Origin of the sequence: Campylobacter sp. JMF_04 NA10 (assembly GCF_027737655.1) — a bacterium.
In the GTDB taxonomy this organism is placed as follows: Bacteria; Campylobacterota; Campylobacteria; order Campylobacterales; family Campylobacteraceae; genus Campylobacter_B.
The window spans coordinates 367,367-387,629 of sequence record NZ_JAOVTZ010000002.1; the positions used below are offsets into that span (position 1 = coordinate 367,367).

19 protein-coding genes are annotated in these 20,263 nt (G+C 41.4%); 7 read left to right on the forward strand and 12 right to left on the reverse strand.

Going from position 1 to position 20,263, the window contains the following annotated elements:
• Window positions 1-65: 65 nt before the first annotated feature.
• Genes OFO12_RS04760 through OFO12_RS04770 form a run of 3 tightly spaced genes read right to left on the reverse strand, consistent with a single transcriptional unit; the run spans window position 66 to window position 3,768 of the window.
• Window positions 66-1,049, reverse strand: a complete 984-nt coding sequence (locus OFO12_RS04760) for a DNA polymerase III subunit delta (protein ID WP_270866387.1) — start codon at window positions 1,047-1,049, stop codon at window positions 66-68.
• On the reverse strand, window positions 1,049-2,971 hold the full coding sequence (locus OFO12_RS04765; protein WP_270869670.1) for an RNB domain-containing ribonuclease: 1,923 nt from the start codon (window positions 2,969-2,971) through the stop codon (window positions 1,049-1,051). The genes OFO12_RS04760 and OFO12_RS04765 overlap by 1 nt, the downstream gene beginning before the upstream one ends.
• A complete protein-coding gene (locus OFO12_RS04770; RefSeq protein WP_270869671.1) occupies window positions 2,968-3,768 on the reverse strand; it encodes a hypothetical protein in 801 nt (266 codons plus the stop codon). The genes OFO12_RS04765 and OFO12_RS04770 overlap by 4 nt, the downstream gene beginning before the upstream one ends.
• A 108-nt stretch (window positions 3,769-3,876) precedes the next feature.
• Here OFO12_RS04770 and ilvC point away from each other — a divergent pair, with 108 nt between their 5' ends.
• Genes ilvC through proC form a run of 7 tightly spaced genes read left to right on the forward strand, consistent with a single transcriptional unit; the run spans window position 3,877 to window position 10,366 of the window.
• Window positions 3,877-4,899: a ketol-acid reductoisomerase gene (gene ilvC / locus OFO12_RS04775; RefSeq protein WP_270861900.1), complete on the forward strand. Its 1,023-nt coding sequence runs from the start codon at window positions 3,877-3,879 to the stop codon at window positions 4,897-4,899.
• 2 nt (window positions 4,900-4,901) lie between these two features.
• Entirely contained in the window at window positions 4,902-5,993 is a 1,092-nt protein-coding gene (locus tag OFO12_RS04780) for a divergent polysaccharide deacetylase family protein (RefSeq protein WP_270869672.1), read from the forward strand.
• On the forward strand, window positions 5,977-6,768 hold the full coding sequence (locus OFO12_RS04785; protein WP_270869673.1) for a DNA-processing protein DprA: 792 nt from the start codon (window positions 5,977-5,979) through the stop codon (window positions 6,766-6,768). Before OFO12_RS04780 ends, OFO12_RS04785 begins: the two co-directional genes overlap by 17 nt.
• 18 nt (window positions 6,769-6,786) lie before the next feature.
• Window positions 6,787-7,179 (forward strand): Holliday junction resolvase RuvX, encoded by a 393-nt coding sequence (ruvX, locus tag OFO12_RS04790; protein WP_270864924.1) that lies wholly within the window; start codon window positions 6,787-6,789, stop codon window positions 7,177-7,179.
• 36 nt (window positions 7,180-7,215) lie between these two features.
• Entirely contained in the window at window positions 7,216-8,334 is a 1,119-nt protein-coding gene (proB, locus tag OFO12_RS04795) for a glutamate 5-kinase (protein WP_270869674.1), read from the forward strand.
• Window positions 8,335-9,582: a glutamate-5-semialdehyde dehydrogenase gene (locus tag OFO12_RS04800; protein ID WP_270869687.1), complete on the forward strand. Its 1,248-nt coding sequence runs from the start codon at window positions 8,335-8,337 to the stop codon at window positions 9,580-9,582.
• A 10-nt stretch (window positions 9,583-9,592) separates the two neighbouring features.
• The gene (gene proC / locus OFO12_RS04805; protein ID WP_270869675.1) at window positions 9,593-10,366 is read left to right on the forward strand and encodes a pyrroline-5-carboxylate reductase; all 774 of its coding nucleotides are present in this window, start codon (window positions 9,593-9,595) and stop codon (window positions 10,364-10,366) included.
• A 103-nt stretch (window positions 10,367-10,469) separates the two neighbouring features.
• Here the strand turns inward: proC and OFO12_RS04810 are convergent, their stop codons facing one another.
• The 9 genes from OFO12_RS04810 to rpsB form a co-directional block, all read right to left on the reverse strand.
• The gene (locus tag OFO12_RS04810) at window positions 10,470-12,332 is read right to left on the reverse strand and encodes an autotransporter outer membrane beta-barrel domain-containing protein (protein ID WP_270869676.1); all 1,863 of its coding nucleotides are present in this window, start codon (window positions 12,330-12,332) and stop codon (window positions 10,470-10,472) included.
• Between the two features lie 143 nt (window positions 12,333-12,475).
• Entirely contained in the window at window positions 12,476-13,030 is a 555-nt protein-coding gene (locus OFO12_RS04815; RefSeq protein WP_270869677.1) for a hypothetical protein, read from the reverse strand.
• 35 nt (window positions 13,031-13,065) lie between these two features.
• Window positions 13,066-14,661, reverse strand: coding sequence for an arginine--tRNA ligase (argS, locus tag OFO12_RS04820; RefSeq protein ID WP_270869678.1), 1,596 nt, complete (start codon window positions 14,659-14,661; stop codon window positions 13,066-13,068).
• Between the two features lie 3 nt (window positions 14,662-14,664).
• A complete protein-coding gene (locus OFO12_RS04825; protein ID WP_270859118.1) occupies window positions 14,665-14,868 on the reverse strand; it encodes a twin-arginine translocase TatA/TatE family subunit in 204 nt (67 codons plus the stop codon).
• Window positions 14,869-14,877: 9 nt separating this feature from the next.
• On the reverse strand, window positions 14,878-15,492 hold the full coding sequence (gmk, locus tag OFO12_RS04830; protein ID WP_270861909.1) for a guanylate kinase: 615 nt from the start codon (window positions 15,490-15,492) through the stop codon (window positions 14,878-14,880).
• Complete coding sequence (locus OFO12_RS04835) at window positions 15,493-17,364, reverse strand: hypothetical protein (protein WP_270869679.1); 1,872 nt, start codon at window positions 17,362-17,364, stop codon at window positions 15,493-15,495.
• Between the two features lie 58 nt (window positions 17,365-17,422).
• On the reverse strand, window positions 17,423-18,064 hold the full coding sequence (locus OFO12_RS04840; protein WP_270869680.1) for an ABC transporter ATP-binding protein: 642 nt from the start codon (window positions 18,062-18,064) through the stop codon (window positions 17,423-17,425).
• A 2-nt stretch (window positions 18,065-18,066) separates the two neighbouring features.
• Window positions 18,067-19,125: a translation elongation factor Ts gene (tsf, locus tag OFO12_RS04845; protein WP_270869681.1), complete on the reverse strand. Its 1,059-nt coding sequence runs from the start codon at window positions 19,123-19,125 to the stop codon at window positions 18,067-18,069.
• Window positions 19,125-19,919: a 30S ribosomal protein S2 gene (gene rpsB / locus OFO12_RS04850; RefSeq protein ID WP_270860623.1), complete on the reverse strand. Its 795-nt coding sequence runs from the start codon at window positions 19,917-19,919 to the stop codon at window positions 19,125-19,127. Before rpsB ends, tsf begins: the two co-directional genes overlap by 1 nt.
• Between the last annotated feature and the right edge of the window lie 344 nt (window positions 19,920-20,263).

The window sequence follows — 20,263 nt, forward strand, 5'->3', positions numbered from 1 at the left end:
CAAGGATTTTGCAAAAAATGCAACCTGTATATTACAAAATTTTGACTTAATCTTTGCTTTTTAGCCTAGTTTTTCTTTGATAAAATTCTTTGCAATTCCAAAAGTGAGGCGAGCAAATACTCATCTTTGATTAAATTTTTCTCGCTTTTTAGCGCAAATTCGAGTTTGTTTAAATGTATGAAAATTTTGCGAAATAAATTTTCATTTAAACTTTGAGCGTATGTTTTTAGCTTGTTTGCGATATTTGGCGGCGGAGTGTATCCGAAAATCACCTTAAAATCGGAATTATTCGCGGTTTTTATCGAGATATGAAGCCTAAAAATTCTATGCAAAAATCTGTAAAATTGATTTATCAGCTCCATGTCGTTGTATCCGCCATTTTGAGCCAATCTGTAAAAATCTTTGCGAAAATCGCTAAGGGTAAAAATTTTATCGAAAAGCTCCTCGTAGCTTATCTCGCTCAGTCCATAGACCATATCATTTACATTTTCCAAATTTAGCTCAATCCCCAAATTTGCGAATTTTTCAATCTCGGCTGCGCTTAAATTTAGGTTTTCGTTGTGGATTTGATAAATTCTATTTAGCGCGGCGCTGTTTGCGAAAATCCCCACCATTTCGCACTTTTGCGCTAGCAACCCCATGGCTTCCTTCATACTGCTTGGGCGGAAAAACCTCACCTCATTTCCGCCAAACTCCCGCACAAAATCGCTACTTGCCGCACCCTCACTCTCGTTTAATTCATAGATTAAATGATTGTTTTCGTCGTTTTTGCAATACTCAATCAAACGGCGAATTTCATCTTTTTTTATGCAAGAGTTTGTTTTTATATGAAGTGTGTTGCTCTCGCCAAAAAGCGATGGCTCCAAAAAGCTCTTTGCCACGCTAAATTCATACTCGCCAAAATACAAACTCATAAAATTTTCGGCCCCATAAATTTGCTTTAATCTCCAAGCATAAAGCTCGTTTTGAAAGTCATCTACGCCTCGAAGCAAGATAAAATTCGCCACATTTCCAGAAGCAATCCTAGCGTCAAAATCTCTTTTATACATTATATTTTTTTCACCACTCTTCCCATAATCACGCCACTTGCGATATTTGCGTCTGTGATTTCGACCAAAACTGGCGTTAAAATATCGGCGGTAAAATTTGTAATAAAAATTTTCGCCCCCTTAAATTTATCATCGAGTTTGGCAGTTACGACATTTGCATTTTCGTCGATATAGCAGCGAAATTTAGCCCCCAAATTCTCTCTCGCCCAGCGCGCAAATTTACGATCCATAAAGTCAAATGCGACCTTATCAGCCTCTCTTTCTAGCTCATTTAGTCTCTCGCAAGTCGCGTCTATGTTTAAAAGCAGGTAATTATAAAATTTCTCATCGCCCCTGCTTTGCGCCTTTAAAAGCCTGTGCAAAATCAGATCAGAATACCGCCTAATCGGACTTGTAAAATGAGTGTATGTATCAAAACCAAGCCCAAAATGGCCGCGTGAAATCGAGCCGTATTCGGCGCGTTTTTGCGCTTTGATTATGAGTTTATCGACCTCTTCTCGCATGCCAAGCGCGTCAGCTTGGGCTTGGATTTCGCCTATCATTTTTGCCAAATTTGGCTTATAAATCGCATCTATTCCAAACAGCGCCAAATCGTCCAATAAAGCGAAAATTTTCTTTAATTCAGCTGCGCCGTGATTGCGGAAAACGCCCGTTTCTATGCGCTTGGCAGCGGCTTTGTTAGCTAGAAGCATACAATCTTCGATTAGCTTGTGCGAGGGCGTATCGCTCTCAAATCTAGTCGATTTCAAAAGCCCCGCCTCATCGATACTCATGCGAAGTTCTTTTGTGCGAAAGTCAAATCCATGCTTTAATCTTTGCGCTCTAAGTTTTTCGCAAAGCTCATTTAGCGGAAGCAGCCAGTCTAGGATTTCGCTCTCGCAGCCACTTTTTGTGCGCAAAATCTCATCGACCTCATCGTAGTTAAAACGCCTTTTTGATTTGATTATGCCTGAAAACAGCTCCTCGCTAATCACGCTCAAATTTTCATCAAGGCAAATTTTAAAAACAAATGCTAATCGCGGTAAATTCGGCATTAGCGAGCAGATATTTTCGCTAAGCTCGCGCGGAAGCATTGGGACGGATTTGTGCGGGAAATATATCGAAAACCCTCTTACTTTCGCTTCCTTGTCAATCGGCGAGTATTCGCTAACATACTCGCTCACATCGGCGATTGCGACATAGACTATGCGATTTTTTTTATCATAATAAATCGCGTCGTCAAAGTCCTTGGCGTCGATTGGGTCAATCGTGCAAAAGCTCAAATTTTGCAAATCCACGCGATCTGGATAGAGCGTGGGATCGACCGATGAGCCAAAGCTAAGGGCTTGTTCCTTGCAGGCTTCGTTAAATTCGTCGTTTTTGTTATAAATCGCAAGCGAAATTTTCTCATCGACCCACGGATTGTCTAAATTCCCTAAAACTTCGCAAATTTCATTGCTTAAATTATCAATTTTCAAAAGCGTGCCAGGTGGAAGCATTTTAAGCGATTTTTGCGTGGCTTTGAGCGGGTTTGCTAGGCCTGTTTTGACATTTACGCCCAAAATTTCGCGCCCGAAATTCTTCGTATAAACCACGCTTGATGAAAAGGCAGGTTTCACGCACATTAGCACCTTTGCGTGAATTCTAGCCTTTTTTGAGTTGATGATTTTTGCTAGGATTATGTCGCCTAAATGCACGCCATTTAGGTATTTATTTTCGATAATTAAATCTTTTTTATATCTATCATCGTAGCTTTGCAAATACCCAGTCCCATCGCGCGCGATATCAAGCCTACCAAAAACATAGCTATTATTTAGATAAATTTTGCCTTTGTGAGAGCTCAATGCGCCTAAATTTAGTAGATTTCGCACTAGCTCTTTTTGGTCAGAATTTAGATTTTTTTCCACCACTCCAAGGCTAAGCGAGCTTAAAAATTCCTTCATAATCCAGCCCTTATTTTAGCTTCGAAAAACGCCTCTTGCTCCAAGCCAAATTCCACTAGCAAATTTAGCGCATTATCGATACTGCGCTCATCGAAGCAGTGATAGATCCCCATTACGGTTTTGGCTACTTTTAGCATTTCGTATCGCCTCGCACTCTCAAACGGCGCCTCATCTATTAAATCAGAAAAATATATGTCTTTGGCGATTTTTTCTAGCCCAAAATGCTTAAACAAAACCTCCCCCACGCTCTCTCTACTCATACCGGTAAATCGCATTTCCACATCGGTGAAATCCTGCGGGAAAAGGCAGTTTTTGATATGCAGATAAAACTCGCTGTTTTTATCGTGCTTAGCGATATACTCGCTGATAAAAACCCTACCAAAATCCATTAAAATCACGCTAGATAGGATATCAGGCGAAATCTCTGGGTAAAATTTAATCCACTCTTTTAAAAACAGATGTCTTTTTAGCGAAATTTCATTAAACTTAGCGCGATCTGTCTTATAACACTCGAAATTTAGCTCAAATTTACCCTTAAAAATGCTAAACAAAAATAGCGCCCTAACCCCCTCTCGTCCGTAAAATTTAAAGGCGTTTGGAAGGGTTTTTTCCATGCTGATTTGCGCAAAAGTGCTAAATGCGTAGTCTAGTATCCTACTCTCAAATTCTGGATTATTCATAATCTGAAAAATAATCTCATCATCGCTACCAGCATTGTCAAATGAGCTTAAAATTTTTAAAATTTTATCGTTAAATTTAGGCATTGAAGCGATTTTTTCGCTAATAAAGCTTTGCATATCTACATTTTCCGTTCATAAATTTTGCGTTTATAATATCACAAAAAAGCTACATAAAAGCATTTTTGCGCTAAAATCACGCAAAATTTTTTTTGAAAAGGATGGCTCATGGCAATTACCGTGTATTACGACAAAGACTGCGATTTAAATTTAATTCGCTCAAAAAAAGTGGCTATGATTGGCTTTGGATCACAAGGTCACGCTCACGCTGAAAATTTACGCGATAGTGGCGTAGAAGTAGTAGTCGGACTAAAAAAAGGTGGCGCAAGCTGGAAAAAGGCCGAGGACAAGGGTTTTAAAGTATTAAGCGTAGCTGATGCGACAAAAGTGGCAGATGTCATAATGATACTAACCCCAGATGAATTTCAAGCCGAAATTTACAAAAACGAAATCGAGCCAAATTTAAAAGACGGCGCAGCGATCGCGTTTGCTCACGGATTTAATATCCACTTCGGACAAATCAAGGCTCCAAAAAACATAGATGTAATTATGATAGCTCCAAAAGCCCCAGGACACACTGTGCGCAATGAATTTGTAAATGGTGGTGGAATCCCAGATCTAATCGCAGTAGAGCAAAATGCAAGTGGTAAGGCAAAAGAGATCGCTCTAAGCTATGCTAGCGCGATTGGTGGTGGCAGAAGCGGTATCATCGAGACTACATTTAAAGACGAGACCGAAACAGACCTATTTGGCGAACAAGCAGTTTTGTGCGGCGGTCTATGCTCGCTAATAAATGCTGGTTTTGAGACCCTAGTAGAGGCTGGATACGCCCCAGAAATGGCGTATTTTGAGTGCTTACACGAAATGAAACTAATCGTAGATTTGATCTATCAAGGCGGTATGGCTGATATGAGATACTCTATCTCAAACACAGCTGAATTTGGCGATTATGTCAGCGGACCACGCGTCATCAACGAACAATCAAAAGCCGAAATGAAAAAAATCCTAAAAGAGATCCAAGACGGAACTTTTGCGAAAAACTTCATTTTAGAGCGCCAAGCTGGCTATGTCAAAATGAACGCAGAGCGCAATATGACCGCAAACGCGCTGATTACCAAAACAGGCGAGAGACTTCGTGGTATGATGCCATGGATCGCAAGCGGCAAAATCATCGACAAAGATAAAAACTAATCTTGGCTAAAAAACGCACCAAAGGGCGCAAAAACGCGCCCTTATTAAATTTCAATCCAAATTTCATAAAATACATTTTAATCGCAATTTTTTGCTTTACCTGCGCCGCTCTTTCGTATGCCGTGCTAAATAAATTTTTCAAAGACGAGCCAAAAATTGTGCTTAAAGTCCCGCATGATGAAAATAAAAGCGAAATTTCAAAACCCATAATTCAAAAAGATAAAAATTTGAGCGCGGCAAAACCTGCGCCTCAAATTTCGCCTGAGATAAAAGAGCAAAATTTAACCCAAATTTCAAAAACAAAAGAAGAAATTATCGAGGAAGAATTAGCCAAAATCGCAGCCCAAAGTATAGGCGAAATCACGCCAAAATCGCAGGAAAAAACAGAGCCAAAAATTTCAGCCCCTAGCAATAAACCAGCCAAAACCCTGCCAAAAGGCTCAAAACCAAAACTAGCTATCATAATGGACGATATCTCCACAAGCGCGCAAATAGCGCGTATCAAGGCTCTGCCAATAAAGGTTACGCCATCGATTTTCCCGCCGGCGAAAAATTACAAAAACACCCCGGCTCTGGCTAAAAATTTGCAAAATTTCGCAATTCATTTGCCAATGGAGGCAGAGGTCTTCGCTCACGATGTAAAGGCGCTAAAAGTGGGCGATAGCTACAAAGAAATCGAAAATTTTCTAGCGCAAATCAGAGCTGATTTCCCGCACGCTAAATTTATCAACAACCACACAGGTTCGAAATTTACGGCAAATTCAGCCTCGATGCGAAATTTAATCAAAGCCATGCAAAAATACGATTTTTATTTCGTCGATTCTCGCACGAGCGCGCAGACCAAGGCACCCGACGAGCTTAAAAAGCAAAATTTGCGTTATGTTTATAGAGATGTTTTTATCGACAACACAGACGAGGTAAAAGCTGTGCGCCAAATGCTACAAAAAGCCGTGCAAATCGCGCAGAAAAGGGGCTTTGCCATAGCTATCGGCCACCCCAAAAAATCCACCTTCACCGCCCTAGAAAATAGCGCAGATATTTTAAACGGCGTCGAAGTCATCTATCTAGGCGAAATTTATGAATACTACAAATGAGCTAAATTTCAAAATCCCTGCCCTATCTCGCCTTGGCAAAACAGAGCCTAAAACCCTGTATTACAAGGGAAATTTAGAGCTTTTGGATATGCCAAAAATCGCAATCGTAGGCTCTCGCAAAATGAGTATTTACACCAAAAATTTAATCACAAAATTAGCCCAAAAACTCTCAAACGCTGGTATTTGCGTAGTCTCAGGGGCTGCGATTGGCTGCGATATCACGGCGCATGAGGGTGCATTTTCGCGCACAATTGCTGTTTTTGCAAACGGGCTAGATGAAATTTACCCCAAACAAAACGAGGATATGATACGCAAAATTTACGCTGGCGCCCTAGCACTGAGCGAATACGAAGACGGCACGCCTGCGCGAAATTTTCAGTTTTTAGAGCGCAACCGCATAGTTGTAGCCCTCTGCCAAGCCCTAATCGTAGCCCAAGCCGAGCCAAAATCGGGCTCGCTTCAAAGCGCGCGCATTGCAAGAGAGCTTGGAATCCCTGTCTTTGTCCTGCCACACAGAATCGACGAGAGTGTCGGCACCAACGAGCTTTTAGCCAAAAAAGACGCCACGCTAATTAGCGATTTGGATAAATTTGTGGCTAAATTTAGCGGAAAAGAAAAACCCAAAAATCTCTTTTCGCACAGCGACGAAATTTTGGATTTTGTCGCGCTAAATTCGAGCTTAGATGAAGCATTGATGAAATTTGGCGAGCGCATTTACGAATACGAATTAGAGGGAAAAATCATAATAGAAGCGACAAAAATTTCGCTTGCGTAACCCAAAAAAGGATTAAATTTGATAGTAGCTTTCGATGTGGGACTTAAACGAATCGGCGTAGCAATCAGCCCAAATGGCGCACTAGCCCTTCCTAGCGAGCCTATTTTACGCAAAAACCGCAACCAAGCCGCCAGGGAAGCTAGCGAGTTTTTACGCACAAGAGGGGCTCAAAAGCTCGTCGTTGGCCTTCCCAAAGGCGGTGCAAGCGAAGAAGAAATGGAGCGTCGCATAAAACATTTTGTCTCGCTTTTAGAATTTAATGGCGAAATTTGCTACCAAGACGAGAGCTTTTCTAGTGTCGAGGCGAAGGAATTTGCGCTAAAAAGCACGAAAAAAGGCGGTGTAAATGAGAAATTTGACAGCGTCGCAGCGATGATAATTTTAGAACGATTTTTGGCGAAAAATGGCTAAATTTAGGTAAAATACCAAAATTTCAAAAGGCAAAAAATGAGAAAAAATCTACTAAAAAACACCAAACGAGTCGTTATCAAAGTAGGCACCAGCACGCTAACTCACAGTGACGGCTCGCTAAATGAGGGCTTTATCAAATCACTCGTAGCTCAAATTTGCGCTCTCAAAAAACAAGGCTTTGGGGTCGTGCTAGTAACCTCTGGCGCGGTCGGGGCTGGTATGGGCATACTAAAAATCGAGCAAAAACCAAAAGAGCTAAGCGCCAAACAAGCCCTAGCCGCCGTGGGACAGGTCGCTTTAATGCACCTGTATGAGAGGCTTTTTTGGGCGCATGATGAGATTATCGCGCAACTTTTGCTGACGCGCATTGATTTTAGCGACCGCGCGCGCTACCTAAGTGCGCGAAATGTCGCTACCACCCTGCTTTCGCAAGGCATTATCCCTATCATCAACGAAAACGACCCAGTCAGTGGCGATGAGCTCAAAATCGGCGATAACGACACGATGAGCGCGCTAGTAACAGGGCTAATCGACGCTGATTTGCTCGTGCTTTTAAGCGATATCGACGGGCTTTATGATAAAAACCCTAGCACGAACCCTGACGCAAAACTGATAAAAATCGTAAATTTTATCGACGAAAACACCCTTAAAATGGCAGGCGATGTGGGGTCGAAATTTGGCACTGGGGGCATGGCAACGAAGCTTAGTGCTGCTAAAATGGCCAATAAAATCGGCGCAAATATGATAATCGCAAATGGAAAAGAGAGTAAAATTTTAGCCAAAATCATCGCTGGCGAGGAAGTTGGAACGATTTTTTGCAAAGAGGAAAAATCCATTAGTGCGAAAAAATACTGGCTCGCTTATGGTGCCAATGTGCGTGGCGCAATCAGCCTTGATGAGGGCGCATGCAAAGCCATAAAAAACGGCAAAAGCGTGCTAGGTGTGGGGATTGTGAGTGTAAGTGGCGAGTTTGAGCGGGGCGATGTCATCGAAATACTAGGCGCGGATTCACAGCGCATCGCGCGCGGTATCGCAAACTACTGCGCCTCTGAAATTTCGCTGATTATGGGGAAAAAATCGAGCGAATATGAGAAAATTTTACCTAGCGTGAGCGATGATTATATCGTGCATGCAAACAATATTGTCTTAGGATAGATTATGGAAATTTTAGAATTAGCAAAACGCGCAAAACGCGCAAGCAACGAGGTCGCAAAGCTAAGTAGCAAGCAAAAAAATCAAATTTTGCTAAGCGTGGCTGATGAGCTAATCGCTCAAAAAGAGCTTATCAAAGAGCAAAACCAAATCGACATAAAAAACGCGCGCGAGGCAGGTATCTCCGAGGCTCTCATTGATAGACTCACGCTAAATGATAGCAGGATTAGCGCAATGAGCGCGGCTTTAAAAGAGTTAGCCAATTTTCCTGATCCAATCGGGCAGATCGTGGGAGGCTGGCGCCACCAAAACGGTATGAGTATCGCCAAAGTGCGCGTGCCTCTTGGCGTAATCGCTATGATTTATGAAAGCAGACCAAATGTCAGCATAGACGCCGCCGCACTCGCGCTAAAAGCGGGCAATGCGATAATTTTACGAGGCTCAGCTAGCGCTCTTGCCTCAAACATCTGCCTAAGCGAAATTTTTTGCCGTGTGGGAGAGAAATTTGGCCTGCCTAGCGGCGCAGTATCACTCATAAAATCCAAAGAGCGCGAAGATGTGCTAAAACTAATCCAGCTAAAAGAGTGGATCGATGTGCTAATCCCGCGTGGTGGCAAAAATCTCAAAGACTTCATCACACAAAACGCGCAAATCCCAGTCATCATCACAGGGGCTGGCGTGTGCCATACCTTCGTCGATGAGAGCGCGAATTTAAGCAAGGCAGTAGAGATTATCAAAAATGCAAAAACCCAGCGCCCAAGTGTCTGCAACGCCCTAGAATGCTTAGTTTTGCACGAAAATATTGCAAAGCAAATTTTACCGATTTTATTAAAGGAAATGAACGAAGTAGAATTTCGCCTAGACGAGAAAATTTACGCGAAATTTACAAATTTCGCAAACACCAAAAAAGCGGATTCTAGCGACTTTGGCACGGAGTTTTTATCGCTAATAATGGCTGTTAAAATCGTAAAAAACACCGCCGAAGCGATTGAGTTTATCAACGAAAATTCCAGTGCGCACTCAGAAGCGATTTTAAGCCAAAATTCCGCCAATATCGAAAGATTTCTAAACGAAATAAATAGCGCAGTCGTCTATGCCAACGCTTCGACCAGATTTAGCGACGGTGGCGAGTTTGGATTCGGTGGCGAGATCGGCATAAGCACACAAAAGCTTCACGCGCGCGGTCCAATGGGCGTGGAGGCACTCACTACCACGAAATACATCGTGCGTGGCGAGGGACAAATCAGATAAGGAAAATGCGATGAAAATAGGATTTATAGGCGCAGGAAATATGGGCGCAGCGATGATAGAGGCGCTCGTGGGGGCGAAATTTGAAAAGGATAAAATTTGCGTTTATGGCAGGGAAAAAGGCGAGAAGCTATGCGCAAAACTAGGCATAAAATCCGCTAAAAACGAGGCAGTGCTTGCAAATTTTGCCGATATTATTATTTTGGCAATCAAACCAGCCGTTTATGAGAGCGTCCTAGAAAAAATAAAATATAATTTGGAAAATAAAATTTTAATCTCGCTTGCGCCAAATTTCAGCGTCTCGCGCATTGGCGAGCTTTGCGGGGCGCAAAAAATCGTTCGCGCTATGCCAAATACTCCTGCTAAAATTTCGCTTGGAAATACTGCGCTGTGTTTTAGCGGAGTTAGCGAGGACGAAAAAGCCAAAATCAGGGAAATTTTTAGCGCATTTGGGCAGACTTACGAGATTGATGAGAGCAAATTTGCGATTTTCACAGCCATTAGCGGAAGCTTGCCAGCGATGATTTTTAACCTAATCGAAGCCGCTAGCGACGGGGCTGTGCGCGGTGGTATAGCGCGCGAAATGGCGCACGATATCATCGCTAATGCCGTGCTTGGCTCAGCTAGCCTATGCGCTCGCACCAAAACCCACCCGCGCGCACTCAAAGACGAGGTCTGCTCGCCGGGAGGCACCACCATAGAAATGGTCGCAACACTCGAAAAAATGGGCTTTGCCACAGCTATCATCGAAGCGATAAAAGCTTGCGAAGAAAAGGCAAAAGGCTAAATTTAGCCAAAATTTTGCGATAAATTTTACATAAATTCAACAAATTTAAAAAAGCCAAATTCTTTAAATTTAAGAATTTGGCTAAAATTTTTAAAATTTAGGGTTAGAATTTAAATGTCAAACCTAAATTTCCACTATACCCTTTTTCGCGACCAGTATAACCCTTTGCCCCAACTTCAAATTTCAATGCACCATCTTCATATACATAGCCAATTTCGCCAATTCCTGTTGAGCCTTTTAGTTTAGGACTTGCTATATCTGCGCTCACGCCAAGCGAAGATAGGCTTACGCTTCCGTTTGCCACGCCGTCAAATTCATGCTGATATGTCGCACCAAAATACATTTTATTGGCTTCATTAAATTTAATATAGTCTTTAAATCCGATTTGCGCTCTTTTTGAAGTTATGCTATCAAATTCTACATTTACGCCCTTTATTTGGGTGCCTGCGCTTTGTGTATATGAATAAATTCCACGAGCGAAAATATCTAACTCATTTGAGCCTGTTAGTTCAAACACCTTTCCAAGCCCCAAATGTGCGCCATAATATGTAGAACTTATGTCAAATTCATCATACAAGCTCTTTTCATAATCAGTTGTTACACTTCCGACGCGTCCGCTGATTTCGAAATAATAATTGCTTATATTTTTAAATTTAGCAAATACGCCACCACCGATAAATTCAGTATCGCCCTCGCCTTTTGTGCCATTATCAAGGTAGCTTTCGTATTTTCCTTTGCCATATTCGATAAATACTCCTGTTGTTAAGGTGCCAGAATTATAATAATCATTTGCCGCAACGCCTACATTTACATTAAAACCTGTCAAATCTATATGTGAGCCTGTTTTTAATCTTTTATCAAGCCCAGCTCCAAGTGCAAAAGCAAAATAATTCGAATTTGCATCTTGTGGGATAATTTTTTCTAAATTTGATAGAAGCAAATTTGCACCTTCATTTACCATTGAAATATGAGCTAAATTTGTCTCTAACAAAGATTTTGCATTTTCATCTGCTTTCGGAGTTGGAGTTGGCATTGGATCTACTGGCGTAGGAGTTGGATCTACTGGCGTTGGTGTAGGTTTTTCTTGACCACCCGTAAAAGTCAAATCCAAAGTTGTTTCATCATTAGAAATACCTATATCGCCCTGAACATGAATCAAATTTCCAATATTTACATCTACTGACGGCTCTACATTATACTGACCACTAGCACCTGTTGCATCTTGAACCACTATTTTACCATACTTGCTTTTCATCAAATGCACAACGCTATCCATGCTCAAATTTGGAGTATCGCCTTCTAAAAATGCTCTTATTGTCATATCATGTAGATTTATAGGGCGTTGTCCAGGAAAATATAAAGCTACATCATTAGGTTTAACAGAAGTCGGCAAATAAAATTCTACTTCTTTAAAATTTTCTATACCGTCTGCTACTAGCGTATTCATCGGCGCAGGGTTAGCTAGGCTTTCGCCGATTTTTAAGATATTGCCACTTAGCATATCGCCACTACCCATTCCAGTACCTACTGCCGTGCTTGTATCATCTACAATGCCGCCATAAATGATACCATGAACCTTTCCACCACTAAATACTACGGTATTGTTTATGGCTTCACCATAATCAGAAAAGCCACCATAAAGGTTACCTGATATAGTCCCACTTTTCATATATACCGTGTTGCCATTTGCACTCAAAGCCTGTATGCCATAACTTCCATAAATATCGCCAGTATAAGTATTTGCATCGCCTAGCTCAATATTTACGGTGTTACCATTGCCTCGTGGTGAATAATATTCATACGGATTATAAGTTTGATTATTTATATTTCCACTCGCATCTGAAATCACAGCTTCGCTGCCACTCCAAGTAATAGTAAATGTATCGTTATCGCCAAGTGCTAAATTTGGCACCACAACCATAATCGTAGCTGCCGCTACAACGCTAAATTTGATTGAATTTTTCATATCTCCTCCTGTTTCAAAAAAATAACTTGTTTAAATTTCGTTAATTATACAATAACGGGGGGGGTAGTCAATGATTTTTTAAATTTTATAGTAAAATCTAATTAGAATTTGACAAAATTTTAAATTACATAATTTTACAAGAACTAAAAACACAAATTTATATTTTTAAAAAATTTACTAAATCCTAATTTGTAAGACAAAAAACTAAAAAATACTTTAAATTTGACATAGGCATTTACCACGCCCATGCCATAGACGATTGCGACAATACAAAAGAAAAGAAAATAAACTAGCTTGTCGTAAAAATACTCTATCCGCGCGATTTCTTCCACGCCAGATACGATGACTGCGCTCATAAATGCGACGAAAAGTAGCGAAAATACAACGCCACAAAATCGCTTTATCAAGTTCCAATTTCCCCAATAAGCCGTGGTCGAATAGCTAGTAACACTAAGCGCGCTATAAGTGCCCTCCTGCCAGCCTCTGGTGTAAATCACATCGATCAAATCGCCGTTTTTCGCCCACCATTTGGCAAAAATCGAGCTAAACCTAAGCCCTCCTACATGAAAAATCACGACAAAAAAATTTTCCCTCACCTCGCAGGCACGCACATCGCTGATGATTCCGCTGATTTTGCGCGCACCCGGCGGGAGCGGTTTTTTGATTTTATAAAGTAGAGTTTTGATAGGATTTTTCATTTTGAAATGAAATTTTGCCGAAAATTCGGCAAAATTTACATGCGCTCTTTCGCACTTAGCCCCATTAAGCCAAACGCCGTGCGAATACTAAGCGCGACAAGGGCAAAAAGTTTGAGTTTGGCATTTTCGTTTTCGCTGCCAACCACGCGGTTTTCGTTGTAGTATTTGTGAAAATCTGCGGCTAGAATTTTAAGGAAATCAGGGATTTTTTGCAGCCCTCTGCTAGCAAAGGCTTCGTTTAAAACCTCATTTAGCGTCATCGCCTCAAAAGCCAAATTTAGCCCAGCTTCATCAAGCGTGCTAAAATCTGCGCCCAAAACCTCGCTATCGCTCATATTTTTGCCAGCTTTGCCAAAAATTTGATAAATTCTAGCGTGAGCGTAATTGATATAAAATATCGGGTTCGAGCTGTCTTCTTTGCCAAGCTCGTCAATGTCGAATTCTAGCGGTGTTTCGCCCTTTTTGCTAATAAACATAAAACGCAAATTATCCTTGCCAATCGCGCCCAACACATCGCTCATTAGCACGCTGGTGCCTGATCGCTTGCTCATTTTAAACGCTTCGCCGTTTTTTAGCAAATTTACCATTTGCATAAGCACGATTTCTAGGGCATTTTCATCGTATCCTAGGAAGTGGATTGCCGCCTTTAAGCGCGCGATATAGCCGTGGTGATCTGCGCCCCAGACATTGACATATCGCTCAAATCCGCGCTCGAATTTGTTATTATGATACACAATATCGCCCGCTAGATATGTCGGACGGCCGTCCTCGCGAATGACGACGCGGTCTTTTTCATCGCCCACGGCACTGGATTTGATCCAAACCTTGCCACCTTCTTTATACATTTCGCCGCTTTTTTCAAGCTTGGCAATCGTCGCGTCAAGCTCGCCATAAAGGCTCTTTTCGCTAGCCCAGTTTTGTATAGTAATCCCACAATCCGCCAAATCTTTTTTGATGATTTTCAAAACCTCGTCTTTGGCAAATTCGGCGAGTTCTAAAACTCTGCTCTCATCATAAAAAATCTCTTTGCCAAATTTCTCTACGCTTAAATTTACCAGCTCATCGATATACTCGCCGCGATAGTATTTCTCGGGATACTCGACGCTCTGCCCGAAAATTTCCTTCGCGCGCAGTATCATTGAAATACCAAGCAATTCGATTTGATTGCCAGCGTCGTTTATGTAATACTCTGTGCAAACCTCACTGCCTAGGTAGTTTCCTACCTTAGCGAAGGTATCGCCATATACTGCGCCCCTGACATGACCTATGTGAAGCGGGCCGGTTGGGTTCGCGCTGATGTATTCAAGTAGTATTTTTTCGCCTTTATGCTCTGCGCTATTTTTCGCAAAATTTTCGCCCAAATTTAGCGCATTTTGGGCTAAATTTCCAAGCACGCTAGGTTTTATATGAAAATTCAAATACCCATTTATCGCACTTGCTGATAAAATTTCGTTATCGCTAAATTTAGCCGCTAGCTCCTGGACGATGATTTTAGGGGCTTTTCTAAGCTCTTTTGCGAGCGAAAAAGCCACAGGCGAAGCATAGTGAGCTAGGGTTTTGTCTTTTGGTTTTTCGATGATTACCTCGCGCCCTAGGACGCGAGAGATTTCGTTTATAGCTAAATTTTTCAAAAACTAAGCCTTTTGAGATTCGTCAGCTTTGGTAGTTTCGCTCTCTTTTTTCACACTCTCTTCGAGTTTAGGGTCGTCTTCCATCTCTTTTTTAAACGACTTGATACCCTTGCCTACGCCTTTTGCAAGCTCAGGGATTTTTTTCGCTCCGAAAAGCAACACTATAATAGCCAAAATAATTAGCAATTGTTGAACGCTAACGCCCATTGTCTCTCCTTATTTCCAAGATTTCATAACCGCTGAAATATCGCATCTAGCGGTTTCTAATCTGATTGTTTTGTAGATTGATTTAAAATTTAAATACGCGCTTTCTAGCTCGTCGTTGATTACGAAATAATCGTATTGCGCGAGATATTTTATCTCGTCTTTTGCGTTTTGCAAACGCGTAGCGATATCGCCAGAGGCTGTATCTGCCCGTGCTAACAGACGCTTTTCTAGCTCTGCTGGGCTCGGAGTGGTTACGAAAACCGTGGTAAGCTCGTTTTTGCTTATTTTTTGGCGAACGATTTCGAAACCTTGCACATCGATATCAAAAATCACAATTTTACCCAAATTTAGCGCCTCTCGCACGGCTTTTAACGATGTGCCGTAGTAGTTGCCATGCACGAGCGCCCACTCTAAAAATTCGTCATTTTCTATGCCGGCTTTGAATTCATCTTTGCTGATGAAATGGTAATTCACGCCGTCTTTTTCGCCATCTCGCATATCTCTTGTGGTAGAACTGATAGAAAAATATATCTCATCTGTGCCAAACTCAGCGATAAGCCTCTTTATAAGGGTGCTCTTACCGCTGCCGCTTGGACCTGAAACTAGTAAAATTTTACCTAGCAATTATTTATCCTCAAATGAGATATTGATATTGATTCTAAGGTCTTTAAGTGCTTCTTGTATGTTTTCCTCGCCAGAGAATTGCTCCAACACACTAGCGATATTTGCCTCTAAATCGTAGCGCAACTGCTCTTTTAGCTCATCAACGCTCAAAAATCTGCGCTCTTGCTCCAAAATTCGATTAACTTCATCGCGAGTTTTTGGTGCGACATGCGCAGGAACTTCACTTTGAGCGGTCGGCTCGACACTGACATCGACAGCTGGTTTGATATCAGGTAGCTCTACGCCACTTGCGACTTGCGGTAAATCCAAATCATCAAAATTTGGTTTTTCATCTTTTTTCTCATCTTGCGCTGCCGCTTTAACAGGCTCGGAAGCGACTTTTTTATCTTTTTCAAGGGCTAAAATATTATCAAAAAGCAAATCATCATCGCCAGTTTCCTCATCGTCCTCATCTGGGGTCTCATCTTGTGAAATTTGGGCTTCTGGCTCAGCCTTTGCCTCGTCCTTGCCATGCTCTACACTCTCAAATGCTGGCTCTAACGAAACATTTGCCAAAGGAATTTCTGTGTCACTAGCTAGCGCGATTGGAGCTTCACTCTCTTTTTCGCCCTCTGCTTTATCCTCTGGCTCATCATCGCTAGAATTATCAAACATTGAAGAAAACATCGAACCAAAATCACTATCAGATGAGTCATCGCTTTGCTCTTTTGGCTCTTCTTTGGCTTCTTCTTGCACTTTTTCTTTTTGCTCGTCTTGTGCCTCTTCTGGGTCGTTATTTTGCGCAATCTCACTAAGTGGCATATCGTCTGAAATTTGATCCATAACAGCACTTAGTGGCATATCATCATCAATATCATCTAGCGAAATTTCATCTGCTAATGCGCTTAAAGGTTTATCATCGTCAAGATCATCAAGCGAAATTTCACTTAACGGCGTATCATCATCGATATTTTCGGCCAATGCAGATAGCGGAACATCGTCATTTACATTATCTAGCATAGCAGAAAGCGGTGTGTCATCATCGATATTTTCGGCCAATGCAGATAGCGGAACATCATCGTCAGAATTGTAAAAATCATCTAAAAGGCTTTCGAAATTTTGCGTGTTAGCCTCGCTTTGGCTAGCTTCGCTGCTTTCAGAAGCTATCTCGCTAGCTGGCTCTACGCTAGCTTCTGCGATAGTTTCGGCCTCGTTTGCAGGCTCGCTAACGCTCTCATCGCTTGGTTTAGCTTCTGACTCGCTAGGGGCAAGCTCTAAAACCAAATCATCTAAATTATCAGGAATTTCGATATTAAAAGGCTCATTTTTTGCAGGTTCAGATTTTACTTCGTTTTGCGTCTCATCGCCAGCTTCTGCGCTAGTAGCAAGAGAGATTGTATCGCCAGCATCGATATTTAGGGCTGATTTTGGTTTTGGCGCAGGGTTTTCAGCTTTTATTTCCTCATCTGCGCTATCATTGATTGGCGCTAGGCCGATTCCCATATCAGCGCCCTTATCGCCTTTTTCATCGATTGACTCGATCTCTTTCATCATCGAGCTGACATCGGCGAATTCTTGTGCCATTTTTGATTTTATCTCAGGATTTGGTTTTGCCGATGAAAATCCGCTAATAAATTTAATCAATTCAGCAGGCGCAAATGGCTTAGTCAGCGTGTGTGTCGCGCCTACGATAATATCGTCTTTGGAGATCAAAAACAGGGTTTTATCGACATCAAAATGAGAAATGCTATCCTCTTCACTATAATCTTTTATTACCAAATCATAATCTTGTTCGTCCATGCTGTAATTCGCTAAATCAGAGTGTGTGCGTTCGCAACAAATATTAACTACTTTTGCAACTTGTTCATTTGTGCTATCAAGTAAAATTTTCATTTTTAGCCTTTTTGAAAAAAAATTTCCCTATTTTAGGATAATTTTGGTTAGTGATTGCTTATATTTTAGCTAAATTTTGATTATTTAGGCGATAAATTGACGAACATTTGCCAGCTAAGCTTTCATCGTGGGTAACAAGCACGAGTGCGCCATCATTTTTGGCGATATAATCAAATATCACCTCCATGACCTCATTAGCGGTGTTTTTGTCCAAATTTCCAGTTGGTTCATCGGCAAAAATAATGCGTGGGCGTTTGTTTAGCACCCTAGCGATACTGACGCGTTGCTGCTGACCACCGCTAAGCTCGCCGATATTTTGAGACAAAGTCTGAGTAATTTTTAGTTTTTCTAAAATTTCATAATCAATTTTGTTATTTGTAAGCTTGGCTGCAAGTTCGATATTTTCTTTGACAGAAAAGCCCTTAAAAAGGTAGTGTGATTGAAAAATTATGCCAAAATCATGCCTGCGAATTTTAAGCCTTTCATCCGCGCTTAGCGAGTATAAATTTGTGTCATTGTAAAAAACTTCGCCCGAATTTGGCTTTAAAAGTGTGCATAAAATGTGCAAAAGTGTGGATTTACCGCAACCACTCACGCCCAAAATGGCGCTAGTAGAATTCGAATTTATTGTGATATTTATATCGTTAAAGAGCGTATAATCATACGCATGAGTAAGATTAACGCCCTTTAAAAGTGTCATTTTTAGCCGATTTGTGCTGCGACTTCTGCTGCGAAGTCATCGACTTTTTTCTCTAAGCCCTCGCCTACTTCAAAGCGGACATATTTTACGATTTCGATTTTGCCACCGAGTTTCTCGGCTGTCTCAGCCACTACTTGCTCGATAGTTTTTTTATCGTCCATTACGAAAAATTGTCCCATAAGCGTAAGTCTTTGATCGATTTGAGTGTTATCAGCGATAAATCTATCGATTTGACCTGGGATAATTTTGTCCCAAATTTGCTCAGGTTTGTTTTGTTTTTTAAGTTCTGCTTTTAAATTCTCAGTCTCGCTCGCCAAAACTTCATCAGTGATTTGAGCGCGTGAGCCATATACTGGGATTTTGTGCAAAGGTTTGCCTAGTCTTACTCTCTCTTCATTGTCTTTTTCTAACTCGCCCACAAGTGCTGCGAATTCTTTTTCGATAAATTCTTTATCCAAATCTTTGTAGCTAATCACGCTTGGTTTCATAGCTGCTGCGTGCATACAAAGGTTGCGGATTAGATCTTTTGCGCCTTCGGCAGTTTTTTTGCTATCGCAAGCTGCTGCGATGATGACGCCCACACGGCTGTTTGAGTGCAAGTATCCTTGGACTACGCCGTTTGCACCAGCTTTGACGGTTTCAAATCTGCGAACAACCAAATTTTCGCCGATTGTTGCGATTTGAGTTTTTAGGTGATCTTCGAATTTCACGCCGTCGATTACGCTCTCGTTTAGCGCTTCTACTGTTTCAATGCTGTTTTTTTGGACATGAATAGTGATATTTTTAACCAAATCTATGAAATTTTGGTTTCTTGCTACAAAGTCAGTTTCTGAATTTACCTCGCTGATTGTTGCAGCGTTGCCATTTACTTCTACGCATACTAGACCTTCGCTAGCTAAGCGATCTGCTTTTTTCGCAGCTTTGCCAAGACCTTTTTCGCGTAGTAAATCTACGGCTTTTTCCATATCGCCGTTTGTTTCAACTAATGCTTTTTTGCAGTCCATCATACCTGCGCCAGTGCTTTCGCGCAGTTCTTTTACCATTTGTGCTGAAATTTCCATTATTCTGCGTCCTCTGCTGTTTCGAAATCTTCTTCGCTCATCGCTTCTTCTACGATTTCATCTTTTTCTTCTTGGCTTACTTCTGCTTTTTCTTCGCTTACTTCGCCGTCTTGGTCTCTTAGCGCTTTTCCTTCGTTGATAGCCTCAGCCATTTCTTGGCAGAAAAGTTGAACTGAACGAATAGCATCATCATTGCCCGGAATTGGGAAATCTACAACATCAGGATCGCAGTTTGTATCTAGTGGCGCTACAACAGGGATTTTTAGTCTGTTTGCTTCTGCTACGGCGATTTTTTCTTTAACTACATCGATGACGAAAATCATATCAGGCAAGCTTTTCATATTGCGAATTCCGCCTAGATATTGCTCTAATTTCTCTTTTTTGCGGCGTAGCATTAGGGCTTCTTTTTTTGTTAGAAGGTTGATTGAGCCATCTTCTTCCATAGCTTCGATGACTTCTAGTTTGCGGATTGATTGTTTGATAGTGCTAAAATTTGTTAGCATACCGCCTAACCAGCGATGATTTACAAATGGCATTCCGCATTTTTCAGCATATTCACGCAAAGTCGCACCTGCTTGTTTTTTAGTGCCAACAAATAGCACGGTTTTGCCCTCAGCTGCTGCGTCGCGAACGACATTGTAAGTGTAGCGGAAGTAGCGGATAGTTTTTTGCAAATCTATGATATAGATACCTTTTCTCTCGCCGAAAATGAATTTCTTCATTTTTGGGTTCCAGCGGCGTGTTTGGTGACCAAAATGAACGCCACATTCTAATAAATCTCTCATTGTAACCATGAGTTTTCTCCTTGTGGGACTAGCCCGAAATTTAGTTTCTTCCTCCGCATTTTTTAGCAAATTTAGGGCTTTTTGGGCGTGAAATTTGCTTTCACAACTTGCCAAATTTGCAACTAAATAAGGATAAATGCGTGTGAAATGAAACTTGGATTATACTGAAAAATTTATAAAATTAAGCTAAATTTATGTTTGAATTTTAGATTATTTGTCATTGTTAGAAACGGCGTAAGCCGTTTCAGTAAAAATAAAATCAGCTAAATTTTAAAAAGCAACGCTTTTTAAAATTTAGCCACTTCTAAGGTTTTACAGGGGTGGGGGTTGGTAAGGGGGAGGGTAGCGTCTCC

Excerpts from the sequence above, each read along its gene's own strand:
- OFO12_RS04765 (WP_270869670.1), bottom strand. The coding sequence starts at position 2,971 with ATGAAGGAATTTTTAAGCTCGCTTAGCCTTGGAGTGGTGGAAAAAAAT.
- proB (WP_270869674.1), top strand. The coding sequence starts at position 7,216 with ATGAGAAAAAATCTACTAAAAAACACCAAACGAGTCGTTATCAAAGTA.
- OFO12_RS04810 (WP_270869676.1), bottom strand. The coding sequence starts at position 12,332 with ATGAAAAATTCAATCAAATTTAGCGTTGTAGCGGCAGCTACGATTATG.
- OFO12_RS04835 (WP_270869679.1), bottom strand. The coding sequence starts at position 17,364 with ATGAAAATTTTACTTGATAGCACAAATGAACAAGTTGCAAAAGTAGTT.
- tsf (WP_270869681.1), bottom strand. The coding sequence starts at position 19,125 with ATGGAAATTTCAGCACAAATGGTAAAAGAACTGCGCGAAAGCACTGGC.
- OFO12_RS04815 (WP_270869677.1), bottom strand. The coding sequence starts at position 13,030 with ATGAAAAATCCTATCAAAACTCTACTTTATAAAATCAAAAAACCGCTC.
- OFO12_RS04785 (WP_270869673.1), top strand. The coding sequence starts at position 5,977 with ATGAATACTACAAATGAGCTAAATTTCAAAATCCCTGCCCTATCTCGC.
- rpsB (WP_270860623.1), bottom strand. The coding sequence starts at position 19,919 with ATGGTTACAATGAGAGATTTATTAGAATGTGGCGTTCATTTTGGTCAC.
- OFO12_RS04770 (WP_270869671.1), bottom strand. The coding sequence starts at position 3,768 with ATGCAAAGCTTTATTAGCGAAAAAATCGCTTCAATGCCTAAATTTAAC.
- OFO12_RS04760 (WP_270866387.1), bottom strand. The coding sequence starts at position 1,049 with ATGTATAAAAGAGATTTTGACGCTAGGATTGCTTCTGGAAATGTGGCG.
- OFO12_RS04825 (WP_270859118.1), bottom strand. The coding sequence starts at position 14,868 with ATGGGCGTTAGCGTTCAACAATTGCTAATTATTTTGGCTATTATAGTG.
- proC (WP_270869675.1), top strand. The coding sequence starts at position 9,593 with ATGAAAATAGGATTTATAGGCGCAGGAAATATGGGCGCAGCGATGATA.
- OFO12_RS04840 (WP_270869680.1), bottom strand. The coding sequence starts at position 18,064 with ATGACACTTTTAAAGGGCGTTAATCTTACTCATGCGTATGATTATACG.
- ilvC (WP_270861900.1), top strand. The coding sequence starts at position 3,877 with ATGGCAATTACCGTGTATTACGACAAAGACTGCGATTTAAATTTAATT.